The sequence below is a fragment of the Steroidobacter agaridevorans genome (genome assembly GCF_009932555.1).
GTDB lineage: Bacteria > Pseudomonadota > Gammaproteobacteria > Steroidobacterales > Steroidobacteraceae > Steroidobacter > Steroidobacter agaridevorans.
The window spans coordinates 543010-559510 of the sequence record NZ_BLJO01000003.1; the positions used below are offsets into that span (position 1 = coordinate 543010).

A 16501-nucleotide genomic window follows, 5' to 3' on the forward strand; every position below is an offset into this window, starting at 1 on the left:
GGAGGCGGGGACCGCAATGACACGAGGGAGCGCCCTTTGAGCGCCATCACTGTTCCAAGACTCGCGGGCGCGATGGGAGTCCTGTTCGCCGCAGTCGCGGTCTATCTGTGCTTCTGGTCCGTTCCCGCGGAGCCTGTGGCATGGCTCGCACCAAAACCGCCCGGCTACGTCGGCGTCCATGCGCCGAACACGCACCTGTCCGGTTTGCGCACCATCGACATCGGCAATGAATTTGGTCCGGAGCACATCGCCATCGGACCCGACAACAAACTGTACGCGGCGATGACCAGCGGCAATTTGGTGCGCATGGACCCCGACGGCACGCATCAGGAGATCTTTGCGAACACGCGTGGCCGCGTACTCGGCTTCGATTTCGATAAAGACGGTCGGATGATCGCCGCCGATGCGATGCGCGGCCTGCTCATCGTCGGTGCGGATCGGCGCGTGAGCGTGCTCACCGATCAGGTGAGCTCGGATGATCCGATTCGCTACGCCAATTCCGTCGTGGTCGCGACGGACGGAACCATTTTTTTCACCGACGCGTCCGCGCGCTTTTCGCCAGCGGAGTGGGGCGGCACTTATGAAGCGAGCGTGCTCGACATCCTGGAGCAGGCCGCGTCAGGTCGAGTGCTTGCCTATGACCCTGCGACCGCGAGCACTCGAGTCGTAGCCCATGGATTCTCGTTCGCGAACGGAATCGCCTTATCGTCCGATGGGCGAGCCTTGTTCGTGTCGGAGACCGGTCGCTATCGTATCTGGAAGATCGCGAGCGACGTGCGAGATCTGGATATCCAAAGCGGTTCATCGCAGGCGACGGTGCTGTTCGATAATTTGCCTGGCTACCCCGACAACTTGATGCGAGGGCGAGAGGGTCGCATCTGGGCGGGGCTCTTCAGACCCCGCAATCCCGCGGCAGATAACCTGTCTCAAAAACCTTTCATGCGAAAGGTGCTGCTGCGCATGCCGCGCGCGCTGTTGCCAGTGGGCGATCCATACTCCCATGTATTTGCCTTCGATGAGAGCGGTCACGTAACCGAGGATCTGCAGGATCCCATCGGCGCGTATCCGGAAACCACGGGCGCCACTGAGACAGCGGACCGGCTCTACATTCACAGTTTGCACGCACCTGCAATCGGTTGGGTTCCGTACGCCAGGAGATAGTAATGAGCGAACACAAACATTCAGAAGAAACGAACTTCCAGCGCAGAGGCATCCTGCAAGGCGCTGGATTGGCGATAGCGGGTGGCCTGCTGGCATCGCCTGTGACCTCTACGAGTGTCGAGGCGGACGGGCGGTCGAGCAGCGCTGTCGCACGCAACGACCGGCCGCTCGGCGCGAGATTGCAGGGCGTGCAGCACTTCGGTCTGACCGTTCAGAACATGGATCGAGCGTTTGCTTTCTATACCGAAGTGCTCGGCGGAACCGAGGTGATGCGCGATGGCGACTTCCAGGGCGAGCGCATCCACAACACACTGCTGACCGATCAGGAGATCGAGGCGCGCGTGCGCAAGGTCAATCCGCGCACGATGGGCATTCCGGATTTGCGAGGCGGCGCGCAGCGTCTGGACGTGCGCTTCATTCAATTCGACAACGTCGTGATCGAGCTCCTGCAGTACCGCGACGCGGAGCAGCCCGCCGGCAGCGGCGCCGCCTTCGCCGAACCTCTCGATCACATGAGTCCCGCTTTCCCGCGGATGATGCACATCTGCTTTCACATTCGCGACGACGTCGATTTCAACAAGTTCATCGCCGATCTGGAGGCGGAGGCGGGCCGGCGCGGCATGACGCAAGTCAGAGCGAACCGGGTGCTCACCGTGCGGTCCGAAAAGGAGCGGACGGCCGCGCCTATAGAGGCCAACAGCAACGGCATCACCGAAGGCAAATCGAATGGTTGGAGGTTGATCTACTGCAAGGGGCCCGAAGGCGAACAACTGGAATTTGTCCAGGCGCTGGGGCCGGTGAAACAGACATTCGATGGCGCCTTGCAGGTGCGTCGAAAGAAGGCCGCGCAGTGAACGCCGTGTTGGGAGCGAATCCCTACTTGACCGGCGTTCACACACCGATGCGGCAGGAGCTGACGCTCGAGGATCTGCCCGTCACCGGCGTGATTCCGCCCGCATTCAATGGCCGTTACCTACGAATGGGGCCGAACCCGAGGGCGCCCAAGCCGGATAAATATCACTGGTTCTCCGGTGACGGCATGATCCACGGAATCAGGATCGAGGAGGGGCGCGCGCGTTGGTATCGCAATCGCTGGATCCGCTCGACTTCGGTAAGCAAGGCGCTCGGCGAGGCGCGAGTCGAAGGGCCGCGCAATACCTTCGACACCGTCAATACAAACGTCGTCCACTTCGCCGGCAAGACACTCGGCCTGGTCGAGGCGGGCAGCACGCCGGTCGAGATCGGTGAGATGCTCGAGACGCTTTGTTACACCGATTTCGGTGGCACGCTTCATGGCAGCTTCACTGCCCATCCCCATGTGGATCCGCTGACCGGTGAGATGCACGGCATTTGTTACGACGCCGCCCGCTGGCGCTCGATTCGCTATGTGGTCGTCAAGCCCGATGGCAAGGTCCGGCGCGAGGTGTCGATCCCGGTCAAACACGGCCCGATGATTCACGATTCCGCTTTTACGCAGCGCTTCGCGATCGTCCTGGACCTGCCGGTCACGTTCTCACTGTGGGCCGGCATGACGGGCCAGACCTTTCCTTATCGCTGGCGGCCGTCACATGCGGCGCGCGTTGGGCTGTTACCGCGAGAAGGCGAGGCGAAAGACATCATCTGGTGTCCGGTCGACCCGTGCTACATCTTCCATGCGGTGAACAGCTACGACGCGACCGATGGCAAGGTGATATTGGATGTGATCGTCCACGACCGCATGTTTTCCCGAATCAAAGCCGGGCCCGATTCGCAACACTGCAGCCTGGAACGCTGGACCATCGATCCCACGACGCGGCAGGTCGTGCGCGTCGTTCTAGATTCGGCCCCACAGGAATTTCCGCGCCCGGATGAACGACGCCTCGGCCAGCCCTATCGCTATGCCTACACAATGGCGATGACCGGATGGTTTCTCGGCTCGGCTCTATATAAACATGACTTGCAGGGTGGCACGCGTCAGGTCCATGACTTCGGCCCGCAGCGCCACCCTTGTGAGTTCATGTTCGTGCCCGCCCACCCGAAGGCGGCAGAGGACGAAGGCTGGCTCGTCGGCTTCGTCATCGACGCCAAGGCCAACGTGACCGATCTCGTCATCCTCGATGCGCGCAACTTCGAAGCTGCGCCTCAGGCCAGCATCCGTATTCCGCACATCGTGCCGCCCGGGTTCCACGGGAACTGGGTGCAGAATCAAGCCGCCTTTCAGATATGACACTGCTCAAGAGGTCTGCCATGCGTCGTCCGTTATCGATTCTCTTCGTGCTGTTCGCACTCATTGCCGTCAGTGCGAACGGCGAGCCTGCGACAACCCAGAAAGGAAGTGCCATGCGTTATAGCGAAATCCCCGAGGGCGCCTATTCGGTTGTGGCCGAAGTTCGTGCGAAGCCGGGCAAGGAACGGGAGCTTCGCGAAGCCACGCTCAGACTGGTGGCGCAGGTGCGTGCCGAGCCGAACAACCTCGTCTATTTCCTGCACGAGGATCGCGAAGCGCCGGGACATTTTGTGTTCTACGAGATCTTCGCGAGCCAGGCGGACTTCGAAGCCCACAACGCCACTCCCCATGTGCAGTCCTGGTTCGCCAGGCTGCCCGAACTGGCCGATGGCGGCGTGAAAGTCGTGCGCATGGAGATCCTTGGTAATAGGACAGACGTTCGGCGTTGAGAGCTTCGATAGACCAGATTTCCTCGGAGGTGAGAGCACCCATACCCTGATCCGAGACCAGCCCCCAGGCAAAATGTCGGCATCCCTCGTTCTGGCTCGTTCGATTCGGAGAGCGTGGCAAACGCTCGTACGGACGGTCAGGCCATAAATCGCCGCCGCGGGCATCTGCTCGCGAGCGGTGCTCGCACAATTTTGCCGAACGGGGGAAACATGATCCGAAACAAAAAGGCGCTGAAACATGCGGTGGGCGGCGCCATTGTCGCTGGCCTGACTGTATCGGCGCTGCCCGCGGCGCGAGCGCAAGACGCTGCGCTTCGGGAAGCCGCCGACAGCCCTGTCATCACCGAAGTCTTCGTGACCGCTCGTCGTCGCGAAGAAAGCTTGCAGGATGTGCCTTTGTCGATAGCCGCGATCGGCGGCGAGGATCTGGAACAGCGCAATGTGACCGACCTGCGGCAGGTGAACGGTCAGATTCCCAATGTAGTGATCGCGACCAGTCAGTTTTCAGGGACCGTGGGCAGCCAGTTTCGCATGCGCGGCGTCCCTGGTGTCGTCGTCTACCAGGACGGCGCACCTTTCGAAGGCGGAGCGTTACCGAACCTCACGGACATCGAGCGCGTGGAGGTGCTCCGCGGACCCCAGGGCACGCTCTTCGGGCGCTCCGCCATCGGCGGCGCCATCCAACTCGTCACCCGCAAGCCGCAAGATGAATTCTCGCTCGATATGCATACGGCGTTTGGTTCCAAGAACCGCGTTGACGTATCGGGCAATCTCAATGTTCCGATCACCGACGAACTGTTCGTGAAGTTGACCGCCGCAAGCATGGAGCGTGACGGCTACGTGTCCAGCACCAACGTCGATACCCTGTTCGGCAGCCAGGACGACAAGCTCGGCAGGCTCGACGTGCTGTGGCGGCCGATCAAAGATTTTGAAGTGCGTGCGCAGTATGCCCGGACTGAAAACAAGAGCAGTGGCGTGCCGTACGTCAACCTGAACCTGCTGCCGGTTTGCAATGACGGGCAGGCGCCGGCGAACTGGTTCAGCGGCGATGGCGTGCAGATCTTCTTCGCTCCGAACGCTTACTGCCTCTACACCTCTGTCGATCTCGATCCCAGCACTCCCGGAGTGCAGGCGTTCAACGATGAGTTTCATTCCTACGGGGCGCAGCAGAGATATCTCAATACCATCGACACAGCGGATGCCGGCTGGCGTCAGACCTACGACGACGTGCGCGTCGATATGACCTGGAATCTCAACAGCACGATGACCGTCAGGGCCCTGGGATCGCGACGTTGGGGCACCGGCCATTCCTACGAGGATCTGGACGGCACGGGGCTCGATCTTTGGGTGAATCAGCTGCCGTTCTTCACCGAGCGCAGCGATCTGCGTACCGGCGAGTTGCAGTTCATCTACAGTGGCTCGCGCCTGAGCGGTACAACGGGTGTGTATTGGGAGAAGGCGCCGGGCGCCAACGGCAGGCGTATCAATTGGATCAATAACGATCTGCTGCAGTCCCCCGCGCTGGCCGCGGCGGCCAATGCAGCGTACCCCGGAAGCGCCGTCAATCCGCTGTTCGGCGGCCATCCGGAAAGCGGCCCGCAACTGCTCGGCAATGGCTTCATCGGCATCAGTCGCACGGCGACCGAGCAATTCGCCGCGTTTTCGGAGTGGACCGTCGAAGTGACGGAAGGGCTGCGCCTGACCGGCGGTTTGCGCTACACGGAGCAGGACACCACCGAGACCAGCTATAAAGCCAATCCCTTCGGTGGCGATCAGTCGCTGCATCCTGTGCCGGCCTTGTATCAGGATTTGATCCCGGGTGCGGATTACTACGCGGGCACGGGAGTTCCGGAAGTCGACAAGTCCACCGTGACTCAGTGGACGCCGCGGTTCTCCCTGCAATACGAGTTCACGCCGCAGATCATGATGTACGCGACGTACTCGAAAGGGGCGGGCACCGGCGGCACCATCGTCAACGTCGATGAGGCGGACCCACAGATCATCGCGCTCGGCCTGTCGGACTATCAAACGCTGCCGGAGGAGGTCAAAAACTACGAGCTCGGACTGCGCTCGGAATTCTTCGGCAACACGCTCCGGTTCAACGCAACTGTCTTCTACGATGAATTCACCAACCTGGAGTTGTCCGAAGAGCTCGTGCCGGGGCGCTTGTTCGACGCCAACGCGGACGCCGAGATCAAGGGCGTCGAGATCGAAGGCGTGTGGCAGGCGACCGATGCGCTCGCTCTGAACTATGGCCTTGGCTGGATCGATGCGAAGTACACCGATCGCGGCACGACTCGCAATCTGGAGCCCGGCTCGGCGCTGGCGCTGGCGCCGGAGTTCAGCTACGCACTCGGCGCGCAATACGGTTGGAAGTTGACGAGTGGAGAATTGACTCTGCGCGGGGACTACACGTGGCAGGACTCGCAGATGTCGGCCGTCGACCGGATCACTGCATACGAGATACCCGATTTCGGTCTGCTGAGTGCGCGGTTGGCGTACTCACCCAGCGGCGCCAACTGGGACGTGGCGCTATCGGGGACGAATCTCACCGGCGAGTACTACATCATGAGCGCGTTCTATCAGCCGCAGACGACGGCAGTGAGCGCCACCGTGGGGCGCCCGAGAGAAGTCGCTCTCTCTTTCAACGTTCGATTCGAGTAGGTCACGGAGACAACGATGCGAACGATGCTTTGTCTGCTGCTGGCCTTCACGAGTAGCGTCGCCTGGTCGCAGGCGAATTCCCCTGCGACGCAGGCCATCGAAGCTGCCGCCGAGGCACTGGGCGGCAAGCAACGCATCGAGGCGGTGAAAACGCTGAAGATCCTGGGCTACGGACAGCTCGCGTACCAGGACGGGGGCGGCAACATCTCGAGCTCGCCCCTGGCGCCGCAGAAGTGGATCAACATCAACGCGCACCAGCGGACCCTCGATTTTCCAAACGAACGGATGCGTCTGCAGCAGCGCAATGTGCAGGATTTCGTATTCGCCTACGATCGAAACATGACGGGCGCCGTGCGGCTCGATCAGTCACTCGATGGAGATATCGCGTACAACGTCGGCCCGGATGGCAAATCGGTGCGTGCGTCGGAAGGAACGATGCGAGCACGGCGCATCGAGATGCTGAACAACCCTGTGTCGATCGTGCGCGCCGCACTCGACCCGCGGGCGAAGCTCGGACGCTTGACGCGAGACGGTTCGGTAAACATCGTCGACTTCACGACAAAGCATGGAGAGCAGATGTCGCTGGCGCTCGATGTGCAGACCCATCTGCCAGCATGGGTGAGCTGGGTCGCTCCGCACGCAAACTTCGGCGATGTCACGTACCGCACGAACTTCGTGGGCTATCAGCGCGAGGGCGATCGGGACCGCACGCCGATCCTGCTGCCGAGCGGCTACAACACCGTGAGCGACTTTAGAAACGTCGTTCAATACAAACTCTATGTTGATAAGTATGTGATCGACGCGCCTGAGGATTCCCTGCCGGGCGCCACACAACAGATGATTGCCGCGGCCGTGCCGCCCGACGCGGAACGACCGAACGTCGAGGCGGTGCCGGTGGCGAAGGGCGTGTGGTATTTGAAGGGCCGGGGTAATTCGACGCTGTTCGAGTTCGACGACCATCTCGTCCTGTACGAGGCCTATGGCAGCGAGAGCAACGCGCTCGCCATCATTGCCAAGGCTCGCCAGACTGTACCCAACAAGCCACTGACACACGTCATTCTCTCGCATCATCATATCGACCATACGGGTGGTCTGCGTGCCGCGGTCTCCGAAGGGCTCACGGTCATCGCCAATCGCGAAAATGTGGCTTACGTGCAGGAAGTCACGTCGCGTCCTGCAAGGCATTTCCCCGATGCGCTGGCGCGCAGCGGACGCAAGGCGAACGTAGTCGCGGTGGACGATCGTCTGGAGCTCAAGGATGGCTCGATGACGGTGCAAGTACTGCGCGTGATTGGCAACAGCCATTTCGCCGATGGGCTGATCGCGTATGTCGCACGTGACCGCCTGGTCGCCGAGGGCGACTTGGTCGATGAGGGCTGGAACCTTGTCTGGTGGGGAAACAGCTATCCGGATACCGTCAACTTCTGGAAGCTCGAGGTCGAGTGGGATCTTCCCGTCCACGGCAATATTCATACATACAGCGAAGTCATCGCCATGCTGAAGAAGCAGACACACGGAGCGGAGTTGTTGTGTGCCCGCGCGCGAGGGGCCGAGCTTTCAGTCCAAGGCTGCCCGGTTAGCAATACTCTAGATCAGTATGGGCACGACGGTTCGTTGCCAGTACCAACGGATTCCTTTTCTGCCCGACCCTGACTTCAAGGGGCGGCGCGCCGCCTGTGGATCACCAGCATTTGCGCGCCGCCATCAGCACATCCACCGCGTGATCGCCGAACTTCAGGGCAGCGGGCAACGAAAGGGTGCCGAGCTGTTGCTGTATGCGGAACCAGCCGGTGAGCAGCGACATCAGATCGAGTGCCACTTGACGCGGATCGCTCGCCGGTCGTTTTTCGGTGCGTGAATAGGTGGCGATATCGGACGACAGCAAGTCGCTCATGTGAGCGTGCCGGGACTTCTCTAGCGGACGTGCTATCTCCGCCGGAGCACAGGATCCGAGCAACCCGTTCGACAGCGTGGACAGCTACGCAATGTTGAACCTCTATACGGGCGTTCGCGACTCCGAGGGTCAATGGGAGGTGACTCTGTTCGCGAAGAACATCTTCGATGAAGAGGTCGTTCTCAACAGCAGCGCCGGCCCACAGACGACGAATCTAAGCACGCTGCGCTTCGGGCCTGGCGGCACTATCGTCGGCAGTACGTCGTCCGCGTTTGCCTCCCCGTACTACAGCGTCAACGTACTGCAGGAGCGGGAGATCGGACTCACGCTGCGAGTCGGGTTTGGAACTCGCTGAGATGTGCGTCCTGCCCTGAAGTGTTGCAGTGAGCGAAGAGACGTAGTTTCAGCGAAAACCTGATTTGAGAAGATGCCGTTGACGATTCCCTGAAGGCCTTGGTAGCTTGGATCCAGGCCTATCGAGTATCTCGATTCCACTGCCGCTTACTCATAACAGGGACGTAAAATGACAAGGACATCGTTGATCGGAACGAAGCATGCCTCAACCCAGTCGGAAGTTGCTGCCTGCAGTTCCAAAAATATCGGCCACAGTTTGTTCAAAGGGCTGTTCATGGCGACCGTGGCAGCTACGATGTTCTGCACGAACGCTCGCGCGGCGGTATGCGAGGGACCTATCGCCGCTGTTGGTGTACACGATGAGGGGCAGCTCGTCGTGCGTCAGGGAACGCTGAATAGTCCGATCTGGGAAATCTGCAATATCGATGACAGCGCGGGTTACGAAGCGAACGTTGCAACTTGCAAGGGGTGGCTGGCGATGCTGATCTCAGCGCAGAAGGCCGGCGCGACGGTTCATCTCTACACGCGGTCGACCGCTTGCAATCTCGCTGATTGGGGAATTGCCGACGTGTACTTTATCGAGGATCGTGGCTGAGCTGATGGCCCGATGCTCGACAAGCGAGATCTGAGAAGGATTTGCCCGATCCATTCGCGGGGAAAGACAGCGTTGATGCCTGTCAACTCGGCTGGGTCATAGGAAAACACACCATTGCACGGAAGAATGGAAGGGAATTTATGCGAAAGACTCTCTTGCTCGTTGCCGCCTCGATCTCAATGCTGGCGCCGGTAGCTGACGCCGCAACGCAACTTGTCTTACATGGTCAGCGCACGATTTTTGCTCTTAACACGTATCCCACCATGGCGGGCGTGCGATTTACGCCCGCACTTCCAGGATTGGAAGGGTGCTCGGTATCCGATACGGTGCACCTCGATTGGACAACGCAGCCTGAGAATAGAAACATGTACGCCAGCCTGCTTGCCGCGATTGCAGCGGGGCAGAAGATAGTGGTTGGCGTTAGCGGATGCTCCAGCACCGGTGCGGCGCTGATCTATCGAGTAGATATAATGATCGACTGAGGGAGCTGCAGCTTCTCGGCTGCGTCTTGCAGGGGCTAGCGGCCGTAATGGTCGGCCTCATCGGGGGAACTACAGTCGCGCTACCGGTCACGAGCGTCAATGATGCCTGTGCAGCCGCGGTATTCGTTATCGCGGTCGCGATGTCCATCAACAGAGATCGTTGTACGGGGAGCGAACGCATGACTGACCTCACTCGCCGGGAAGTTCTTCGAACAGCCGCTCTCGGAGTCACTATGCTTGCGACTGCCGATGTCGGTGCCCAAGAGAGCACCACTGGAGCTCCCGCTCCGGCGCTGTCGCGCATGGTCGAGCCAAAGCCTCTGCCGTTCAATGCCAAGAATCTCAACGGGCTTTCAGAGAAGCTCGTCGTCTCGCACTGGGAGAACAACTACGCAGGCGCCGTCAAGGCACTGAACGTGGTTCGGGAGAAGTTGCGAGGTCAGTTGGCGTCTCAAGACCCGCCGTACGTCTATAACGATCTAAAGCGCGAACATCTCATCCGTACCGGCTCAGTCGTATTGCACGAGCTGTATTTCGGCAACCTTGGTGGCGACGGCAAGGCGCCCGCGCAGCTGAGGTCGACGGTTGCCAAATCGTTCGGAACATTCGATGCCTGGGAAAGTGAGTTCCGGAAGATCGGGCAAGGGCTCGGCGGCGGCTCGGGGTGGGTGGTCCTGGGCTACAACGAGCACTTGCAACTGCTCGAGAACTACTGGATGGCCGATCATGCCCACAATCCACCGCATACGCGGCCGGTGCTGGTGATGGACATGTATGAGCATGCCTATCACATGGACTTCGGCGCGGCGGCAGCCAAGTACATCGATGCGTTCTTTGCGAATGTGAATTGGGACGAGGTGGCAAAGCGCGTTACGGTGTGACCCCGGCGTCGAATGCAAATCAGGTTCTGAAGATCAGAAATCCGCGAACTTTGCTTCGAGAATCTCCGCTTCGGCGGCGCAGCCGATCTCTTTCACGGTCTGGGGGCTGACGTAGAATTCCTCGCTGAGGACTTTGCCACCGGCGGCGCGCCAACGCACAGTGGTGGCGATGGTTTTGAACGTATGGTCATTGATCAGCCACAACCGATTGTTGCGCGCATCGCATGCGCCGTCGCCGTCGAATTTGATTGTGACGAAGCTGCTCGCTTCAGCGCTCTCCATCGCTCGAATCGTGCCCGATCCGAGGGTCGCCGCCATTCCAAGGCAGCAGACGGCGGCGATTTCCCAGGTCCTTGCCATGGTCGCTTCGCGGGCAGATCAGCGATCGGCCACGAGCTTGCCGGTGCGGACTGCCTGAAAATCCAGTGCTGGATTCCGGTGGATGGCTCGCCGCCAGGCGACCACGACACTGATCAATCCCTTCATAACAAACGTTCCCTGTCGTACTTTGGAGCCAGTTGGCTACTGGACGCGCATCCTGCGGGCGACAATCTACCGGCGGTTTTCCAAGATGGCTATAGTTTTTGTGACAGGGGAACGGTCGGCTGAGGCGCTTGTTCGGGCTGGAGACCGCGCATCTGCCAGTCGAAACAGGCTTCCATCCGCACTGCGGTCGCCTGGTGTCGTCGCCATTCACAACCCGAGCTCGTCCATCCGCTTGCGCTCGTAAGCTTCGTCTTCGGCCGGGTAACGCAGCGCCGCGTCGAGCTTGCCCGACTCCTTGGCCATTGCCCAAAGAATGCTCTCGCCGGCCGGCAGGATATCGGGCTCGTTCACAAAGATCGGATCCTCGAAGGCTGTTGCAGCGTCGATCAGTCGCCAACCCCGCCGCGCATACATTTGCAGCAGGTCCGCCAGGAATAGTGCGTTGAGCAGGTTGTGGTGGATGAGGAGCGTGTGCCGGACCGGCCGGTTCAGCACTCGCCGCGCGAGGCTGTCGTAGAACTGCGTGCGTTCCCAGATGTGTTCGATGTAGAAGTCCCGATAACCGTCGAGCGGCGCCTGTGGATTCTCTTCCAGGCGCTTGTGTAACCGCGCGTTGATGGCCCAGTCCGAAGCGTCGACAGTGACATAGCCCATGCGATAGCCGTGCGCCTTCAGGAAAGCGCGCATGCGGTCGCGCTGCTCGGCGGTTGCGCCTTCCTTCAGATACGGAAACCTGAACAACTTGCGGAACGTCGGGTACGACGCGATCACGGCCTCCGCGCGCAGAACGTCTGCGGAGAACGCTTCGAAATCGACGCGAGGATAGTTCCAATGCGAGTACGAATGGTTGGCGAGCATGTGGCCAGCCTCGCTCCAGAGTGCGAGGCGTCGCTTGCCGTCAGGGGTGTCGACCCGCTTGCCGGCGACGAACGCGGCCGCGCGTATTCCTGCCGCCTGCAATGTGGCGAGGATCGCGGCATTCCTGGCATCGGGGTCCAGGCGCGGCGTTTCGACATTGACGTCGAAATCGTCGATGGTAATCGCGATTTCAGGTTTGGCGGGTGCTAGTTCGGAGCTGCGGCAACCGAGCAACGCGCCCATCATCATGCCCATACACGCGCGACGGCTGATCGCAGTTGACGTTGGATTCATATATTCGTCTCGTGCGGGGAGGAGGGGCGAGCATCATGACTAAACTCTTAGTTGCAGGGCAACTAATTCTTTAGTTACGATGCGTGCGCCATTTGCAGAGGCGACATTCATGGTCAGGAAAACCCGCGCGCAACGCATCGAGAAGCCGCTCACCGCTACTGAGCTGGAGATGATGAATGTCATCTGGCGGATCGGTCCATGTTCGGTGCTGCAGATCGTCGAGCAACTGCGTCCAGAGCGGGAACTGGCGTACACCAGTGTCTCCACGATTGTGCGCATTCTGGAGCAGAAGGGTTACGTCACCAGTTCCAAGGAGGGCCGCGGACATCTGTACGGCGCCGCCGTGTCCAAGGAGGAGTACCAGCGCAGCACCGTGCAGCGGATGGTGACGAGCGTGTTCGATAACGCCCCGGTGCTCCTGGTGCGCCGCCTGCTCGATACCGAATCGCTGAGCTCGGACGATCTAGCCGAGATCCGTGCCCTGCTACGTAAGAAGGGAGGCTGACGATGGGCGTGCATGCGGTGAACATGTACATCACGGCCAATTTTCTGCTGCTCGTTGCGGCGGTGTGTGTGGCGTGCGTGCGTTGGGTGAGTGGCAGGTTGGCGAACCCGATCGCGTATCGTCGCCAGTTGCGGATCGCTTATGCGCTGTCCGTTGCCGCGGCGCTGTTGCCATCGACGCTAGTCATACAACAACGAACGGAACTGATGCCGCGGAATGCGCAGATTTGGTCTGCGGCGTCCATGCAGGACAGTCACAGCGCCGAGAATAGTCACCGAATCGCGATCTCAATAGCCTCATCCGAGGTATCGGTGCCCCTGCAGGCGGCCGGTACGATGACCGCTAGCCTGTTGCTGGCGGGCTTCGCCGTATTTGCGATCACGCTGCTGATCGAAGCTGCGAGGATCCGCCGCATCATTGTCGATGCCCAGACAATTGCACGGCGGCGACACGTGCGAGTGCTGTCTTCGCAGACCGTGTGCGTGCCATTTTCGTTCTGGTTGCCAGGATCGCACTTCATCGTATTGCCCGCGGATCTCATCCTGCGGCCCGACGACTTGCGCATGGCGATTCGACACGAGGCCCAGCACCATCGCCAACTCGACACCCGCGTGACTTATATCTATCAACTGCTGCGCGCGCTGTTCTTCTGGAATCCAGCGGTGCACTGGCTGTACAAATCTGTTACCGAGCTGCAGGAGTTCGCGTGCGATGAGGTTTTGATTGTGCAGCGAAAGGTGTCGGCGCACGCGTATTGCAGCTGCCTGATGCGCGTTGCCGAAGCGGCGGTGAACCAGCAGAACATGTCGATCTGCACTGGCATGTTGGGTGGGGCAGGGCACCGCATTCTGAAAAATAGAATCGAGGCATTGCTCGTGAAACGTTCACGTGCAGGGCGCGCGCCTGTAGCAATGGCGCTCGGTGGTGCGATGCTGGCATTGATGTCGGGCATGACGGTCGCGTTCTCTGCGACCATTCAGGACCGGAGGATCACACCCGAAGTTGCGCAGCAGATGCTGGCGGTCGCGAGACAACGCGGCGAGTTACTTCCTGTCACGCCTCAGCGGGTTCTGTTGTCCGCTATGCATCCGGGAGATGATTTTCCGCTGGCCGTCAATGAGCGAGTCATCGAGCAGCTCAATCGCTTGCTGGGCACGCCGGACGGCAGAGCGTTCATGCGTTCGAGCCTGCAACGTATGCAGGAGCACGAAGCGCTGATCGTCGGTGCCCTGGCGCACTACGGCCTGCCCGCGGAGCTTATGGCTGTGCCGCTGGTCGAGTCGGGCTATCGCAATCTGCCGCACGATGGCGATTCCCGACATGGCGCCGGCCTATGGATGTTCATCGAGCCGACAGCTCGCGAGTTCGGCTTGGCTGTGGATGCAAGCATAGATGAGCGCCTGAACGTCGCGCTGGAAACCGACGCGGCCATGCGCATGTTCGGCCGTCTCTATGAGCAGTTTGGCGACTGGGGGCTGGCTTTGCTCGCTTACAACTCAGGCGTGCGTCGCGTAGAGCAGGGCATACGCACGACGGGTTCGCGTGACGTATGGCAGATCGTGGAGCACGGCTACGAGAACGATCCCGACTACGTGGCGCGCGTCACGGCCGTGCTGCTCATCATGAAGAACCCCACCGCGCTCGAGTGAGCGTCACCGATGTTCGAAAAGATCGCACCGTCGCTATTCGCGGCGTTCTGCCTTGCACTGTCTGCATGTTCGGAAGTCAAGGTTCCTGAACCTTCGGTGCCGCCGCATCCGGCGCCAACCGAGAGCGCTCCGCTCGCGTATGTCCTTGCCGACACCGAGGTTCGCGACATTACGTCGGGACCGTTAGGGCGCACGTATCAGTTGTTCGTCAGCCTGCCCGGGTCCTACGAGCAGCGCCCTGGGCATCGTTTCCCCGTGCTGTTCGTAACGGACGCCAGCTACGCGTTTCCGCTCGTGCGTAATATCGGCCGGATGGTCGGCGACAGGGGCAAGGGCCTGGAAGATTTCGTTCTTATCGGGTTGTCCTACGCCAAGGGCGACACGGGGCAGTACAGCCGGCGGCGCGATTACACGCCGACACCGAACAGCGAAGACACCGTATCGGACATGCCAGGCCGGCCCGTCGTGCACGGCGAGGCCGAGGCGTATCGCAGATTCATCGCCGATGAAGTATTTCCTCTGGTCGCCGAGCACTATCGCGTCGATATGAATCGCAAGATTTTCGCGGGTCACTCGTACGGCGGATTGCTCGGCGCGCACATCCTGTTGACCGAGCCGACCATGTTCGAGCGGTACATTCTCAGCAGTCCGTCGTTGTGGTATGACGATAGAGTCATGCTGGCGCGCGAGCGAGCTTACGCCGCAGTTCACACCGACATGCGCGCCGATGTTTTCTTGTCGATCGGTTCGTTCGAAACAGTCAGCCCGTCTTCAGCGAACAAGCGCTATCATCGCAATAACGACATGGTCCGGGACCTGCGCAAGTTCGAAGCGCAATTGCGCTCGCGCCGTTATCCCAGCCTGCGCATCGAGTCGAACGTCATTGACGACGAAGACCACCTCACCGTCTATCCCTCCGCGATCACCCGCGGGCTGATGTGGGCGCTGCCGGCTCAGCCGCCGTTGAGCGTGCCGATGCAATGAACTGCGGTCGCAGGGCCCGCCGACCGCCGCGTGAGATTACGATCCTGAAAGTCTTGCGCCGATTCCGGGAAGAATCGCTCGGATAACCTGACAATCTCTCCGAAGCCAAAGGGAGCCCGAGCGCGGCGGAGATCGATGCGAAGTGGACGTTCGCCGGGTACTGGGATCCCGAGCGAGGAGCACCCTTCGTTCAATCCGTGAAGAGCGGTGCTGGCGGCATCCATCTCACGTTCAACGAATTGGTGACGGTCAAGGGCAAGCCTCGCCTGAGGCTCGCGAATGGCGCGTTCGCGGACTATCTCCACGGGAGCGGCACGAACACGCTGCGTTTCGCGCCCCGCGCGGGAGCGCAGAGCATGTTGGATTTCACCACCGGCACAATTATCGCCAGCGAAGCGATTGCTCGTGCCGAACAGCAACTGAGCGGTTGCCGGGACGATGAGGCCATAGTTCTTTCGCCAGTGGCTGTGGCCCGACCGTCGACGGCAATTACAGCCGCTCACCGCGAAGGGCGTCGGGCACTAGATCGGGATGCCGCCGATAGACGGGCCTTAAAAAGCTCTCGCCGACTTCGGCGACTACGTTTCCAATAGCCCTCTTGAACCTCTCGTGTTCGTCTGCAGGCTCGACGGTTTCCGACTTCTTCATTAGCTGAAATAGTCTTCCCTGGAAGTCCTCGCAAAGCGCGAGCAGTTCTTTGGCGAGTCCTGGGTCGCTGAACAGATTGGTCGGTAATTCCGTGCTGGTTCGCCGTGATGCCGGACTATCGGCGGGCCCTTCGTCGAGAACCTGGAGCTGCAATGTATCTCCAGCCGCCAAGGGAATCTCGGGCCAGTCCAGAAAGACTGTCTCAGTAGGGCGGTTCGTGTCGTATCCGACGACGCGAAGCACACGCTTCACTTGGTGCTCTTTTGGGCGATTCGCCAAGTTCAGGTGAGCATTCAGATAGCCGGCCCCACTGACTCCGGCGACGTGCTTTGCCACACCATTCAGCGCCACTGCGATTCGCATTCCATTCTCCTGAAATCGGCCCAGGCTC

The 16501-nt window shown here is 60.5% G+C and carries 17 protein-coding genes; 13 read left to right on the plus strand and 4 right to left on the minus strand.

The annotated features are described in order from the left end of the window. The first annotated feature begins 72 nt into the window (after positions 1-72). From GYH35_RS13220 to GYH35_RS13245, 6 genes are all read left to right on the plus strand, one after another. Positions 73-1161 (plus strand): SMP-30/gluconolactonase/LRE family protein, encoded by a 1089-nt coding sequence (locus GYH35_RS13220; RefSeq protein ID WP_161828844.1) that lies wholly within the window; start codon positions 73-75, stop codon positions 1159-1161. A gap of 2 nt (positions 1162-1163) precedes the next feature. Next, positions 1164-2015 (plus strand): VOC family protein, encoded by an 852-nt coding sequence (locus GYH35_RS13225; protein ID WP_161828650.1) that lies wholly within the window; start codon positions 1164-1166, stop codon positions 2013-2015. After that, positions 2012-3367: an 8'-apo-carotenoid 13,14-cleaving dioxygenase gene (locus GYH35_RS13230; RefSeq protein WP_202624293.1), complete on the plus strand. Its 1356-nt coding sequence runs from the start codon at positions 2012-2014 to the stop codon at positions 3365-3367. The genes GYH35_RS13225 and GYH35_RS13230 overlap by 4 nt, the downstream gene beginning before the upstream one ends. 20 nt (positions 3368-3387) lie before the next feature. Continuing rightward, the gene (locus tag GYH35_RS13235) at positions 3388-3816 is read left to right on the plus strand and encodes a putative quinol monooxygenase (RefSeq protein WP_161828651.1); all 429 of its coding nucleotides are present in this window, start codon (positions 3388-3390) and stop codon (positions 3814-3816) included. A gap of 210 nt (positions 3817-4026) precedes the next feature. Beyond that, positions 4027-6480, plus strand: a complete 2454-nt coding sequence (locus GYH35_RS13240; RefSeq protein ID WP_161828652.1) for a TonB-dependent receptor — start codon at positions 4027-4029, stop codon at positions 6478-6480. Positions 6481-6495: 15 nt separating this feature from the next. Then, positions 6496-8133 (plus strand): MBL fold metallo-hydrolase, encoded by a 1638-nt coding sequence (locus GYH35_RS13245; RefSeq protein WP_161828653.1) that lies wholly within the window; start codon positions 6496-6498, stop codon positions 8131-8133. 28 nt (positions 8134-8161) lie between these two features. Here GYH35_RS13245 and GYH35_RS13250 read toward each other — a convergent pair whose 3' ends face one another. After that, positions 8162-8374 carry a hypothetical protein gene (locus GYH35_RS13250; RefSeq protein ID WP_161828654.1) on the minus strand — a complete coding sequence of 71 codons (213 nt, stop codon included), beginning with the start codon at positions 8372-8374 and terminating at the stop codon, positions 8162-8164. Between the two features lie 76 nt (positions 8375-8450). Between GYH35_RS13250 and GYH35_RS13255 the strand changes: the two genes are divergently transcribed. From GYH35_RS13255 to GYH35_RS13270, 4 genes are all read left to right on the plus strand, one after another. Next, positions 8451-8729 (plus strand): hypothetical protein, encoded by a 279-nt coding sequence (locus GYH35_RS13255; RefSeq protein ID WP_161828655.1) that lies wholly within the window; start codon positions 8451-8453, stop codon positions 8727-8729. 183 nt (positions 8730-8912) lie between these two features. Further along, entirely contained in the window at positions 8913-9323 is a 411-nt protein-coding gene (locus GYH35_RS13260; RefSeq protein WP_161828656.1) for a hypothetical protein, read from the plus strand. 140 nt (positions 9324-9463) lie between these two features. Continuing rightward, positions 9464-9805: a hypothetical protein gene (locus GYH35_RS13265; protein WP_161828657.1), complete on the plus strand. Its 342-nt coding sequence runs from the start codon at positions 9464-9466 to the stop codon at positions 9803-9805. Between the two features lie 233 nt (positions 9806-10038). Further along, complete coding sequence (locus GYH35_RS13270; RefSeq protein WP_235936772.1) at positions 10039-10686, plus strand: superoxide dismutase; 648 nt, start codon at positions 10039-10041, stop codon at positions 10684-10686. 33 nt (positions 10687-10719) lie between these two features. Here GYH35_RS13270 and GYH35_RS13275 read toward each other — a convergent pair whose 3' ends face one another. Then, entirely contained in the window at positions 10720-11046 is a 327-nt protein-coding gene (locus tag GYH35_RS13275; protein WP_161812301.1) for a hypothetical protein, read from the minus strand. Positions 11047-11379: 333 nt separating this feature from the next. Further along, positions 11380-12324 carry a polysaccharide deacetylase family protein gene (locus GYH35_RS13285; protein WP_202624295.1) on the minus strand — a complete coding sequence of 315 codons (945 nt, stop codon included), beginning with the start codon at positions 12322-12324 and terminating at the stop codon, positions 11380-11382. Positions 12325-12433: 109 nt separating this feature from the next. On the opposite strand from GYH35_RS13285, the gene GYH35_RS13290 reads away from it, so the two are divergent. From GYH35_RS13290 to GYH35_RS13300, 3 genes are read left to right on the plus strand one after another with little or no spacing between them, the layout of a single operon-like run. After that, complete coding sequence (locus GYH35_RS13290; protein ID WP_161812303.1) at positions 12434-12829, plus strand: BlaI/MecI/CopY family transcriptional regulator; 396 nt, start codon at positions 12434-12436, stop codon at positions 12827-12829. Positions 12830-12831: 2 nt separating this feature from the next. Then, positions 12832-14478, plus strand: a complete 1647-nt coding sequence (locus GYH35_RS13295; protein ID WP_161828659.1) for a M56 and MltD domain-containing protein — start codon at positions 12832-12834, stop codon at positions 14476-14478. A gap of 9 nt (positions 14479-14487) precedes the next feature. Then, positions 14488-15462 carry an alpha/beta hydrolase gene (locus GYH35_RS13300; protein ID WP_161828660.1) on the plus strand — a complete coding sequence of 325 codons (975 nt, stop codon included), beginning with the start codon at positions 14488-14490 and terminating at the stop codon, positions 15460-15462. 489 nt (positions 15463-15951) lie between these two features. Here GYH35_RS13300 and GYH35_RS13305 read toward each other — a convergent pair whose 3' ends face one another. Beyond that, positions 15952-16473, minus strand: coding sequence for a hypothetical protein (locus GYH35_RS13305; protein WP_161828661.1), 522 nt, complete (start codon positions 16471-16473; stop codon positions 15952-15954). Positions 16474-16501: the final 28 nt, after the last annotated feature.

Bases quoted from the DNA above. Each gene is read 5' to 3' on its own strand.
- GYH35_RS13220 (WP_161828844.1), top strand. From the start codon at position 73: ATGGGAGTCCTGTTCGCCGCAGTCGCGGTCTATCTGTGCTTCTGGTCC.
- GYH35_RS13225 (WP_161828650.1), top strand. From the start codon at position 1,164: ATGAGCGAACACAAACATTCAGAAGAAACGAACTTCCAGCGCAGAGGC.
- GYH35_RS13235 (WP_161828651.1), top strand. From the start codon at position 3,388: ATGCGTCGTCCGTTATCGATTCTCTTCGTGCTGTTCGCACTCATTGCC.
- GYH35_RS13240 (WP_161828652.1), top strand. From the start codon at position 4,027: ATGATCCGAAACAAAAAGGCGCTGAAACATGCGGTGGGCGGCGCCATT.
- GYH35_RS13245 (WP_161828653.1), top strand. From the start codon at position 6,496: ATGCGAACGATGCTTTGTCTGCTGCTGGCCTTCACGAGTAGCGTCGCC.
- GYH35_RS13250 (WP_161828654.1), bottom strand. From the start codon at position 8,374: ATGAGCGACTTGCTGTCGTCCGATATCGCCACCTATTCACGCACCGAA.
- GYH35_RS13265 (WP_161828657.1), top strand. From the start codon at position 9,464: ATGCGAAAGACTCTCTTGCTCGTTGCCGCCTCGATCTCAATGCTGGCG.
- GYH35_RS13270 (WP_235936772.1), top strand. From the start codon at position 10,039: ATGCTTGCGACTGCCGATGTCGGTGCCCAAGAGAGCACCACTGGAGCT.
- GYH35_RS13275 (WP_161812301.1), bottom strand. From the start codon at position 11,046: ATGGCAAGGACCTGGGAAATCGCCGCCGTCTGCTGCCTTGGAATGGCG.
- GYH35_RS13285 (WP_202624295.1), bottom strand. From the start codon at position 12,324: ATGAATCCAACGTCAACTGCGATCAGCCGTCGCGCGTGTATGGGCATG.
- GYH35_RS13290 (WP_161812303.1), top strand. From the start codon at position 12,434: ATGGTCAGGAAAACCCGCGCGCAACGCATCGAGAAGCCGCTCACCGCT.
- GYH35_RS13295 (WP_161828659.1), top strand. From the start codon at position 12,832: ATGGGCGTGCATGCGGTGAACATGTACATCACGGCCAATTTTCTGCTG.
- GYH35_RS13300 (WP_161828660.1), top strand. From the start codon at position 14,488: ATGTTCGAAAAGATCGCACCGTCGCTATTCGCGGCGTTCTGCCTTGCA.
- GYH35_RS13305 (WP_161828661.1), bottom strand. From the start codon at position 16,473: ATGCGAATCGCAGTGGCGCTGAATGGTGTGGCAAAGCACGTCGCCGGA.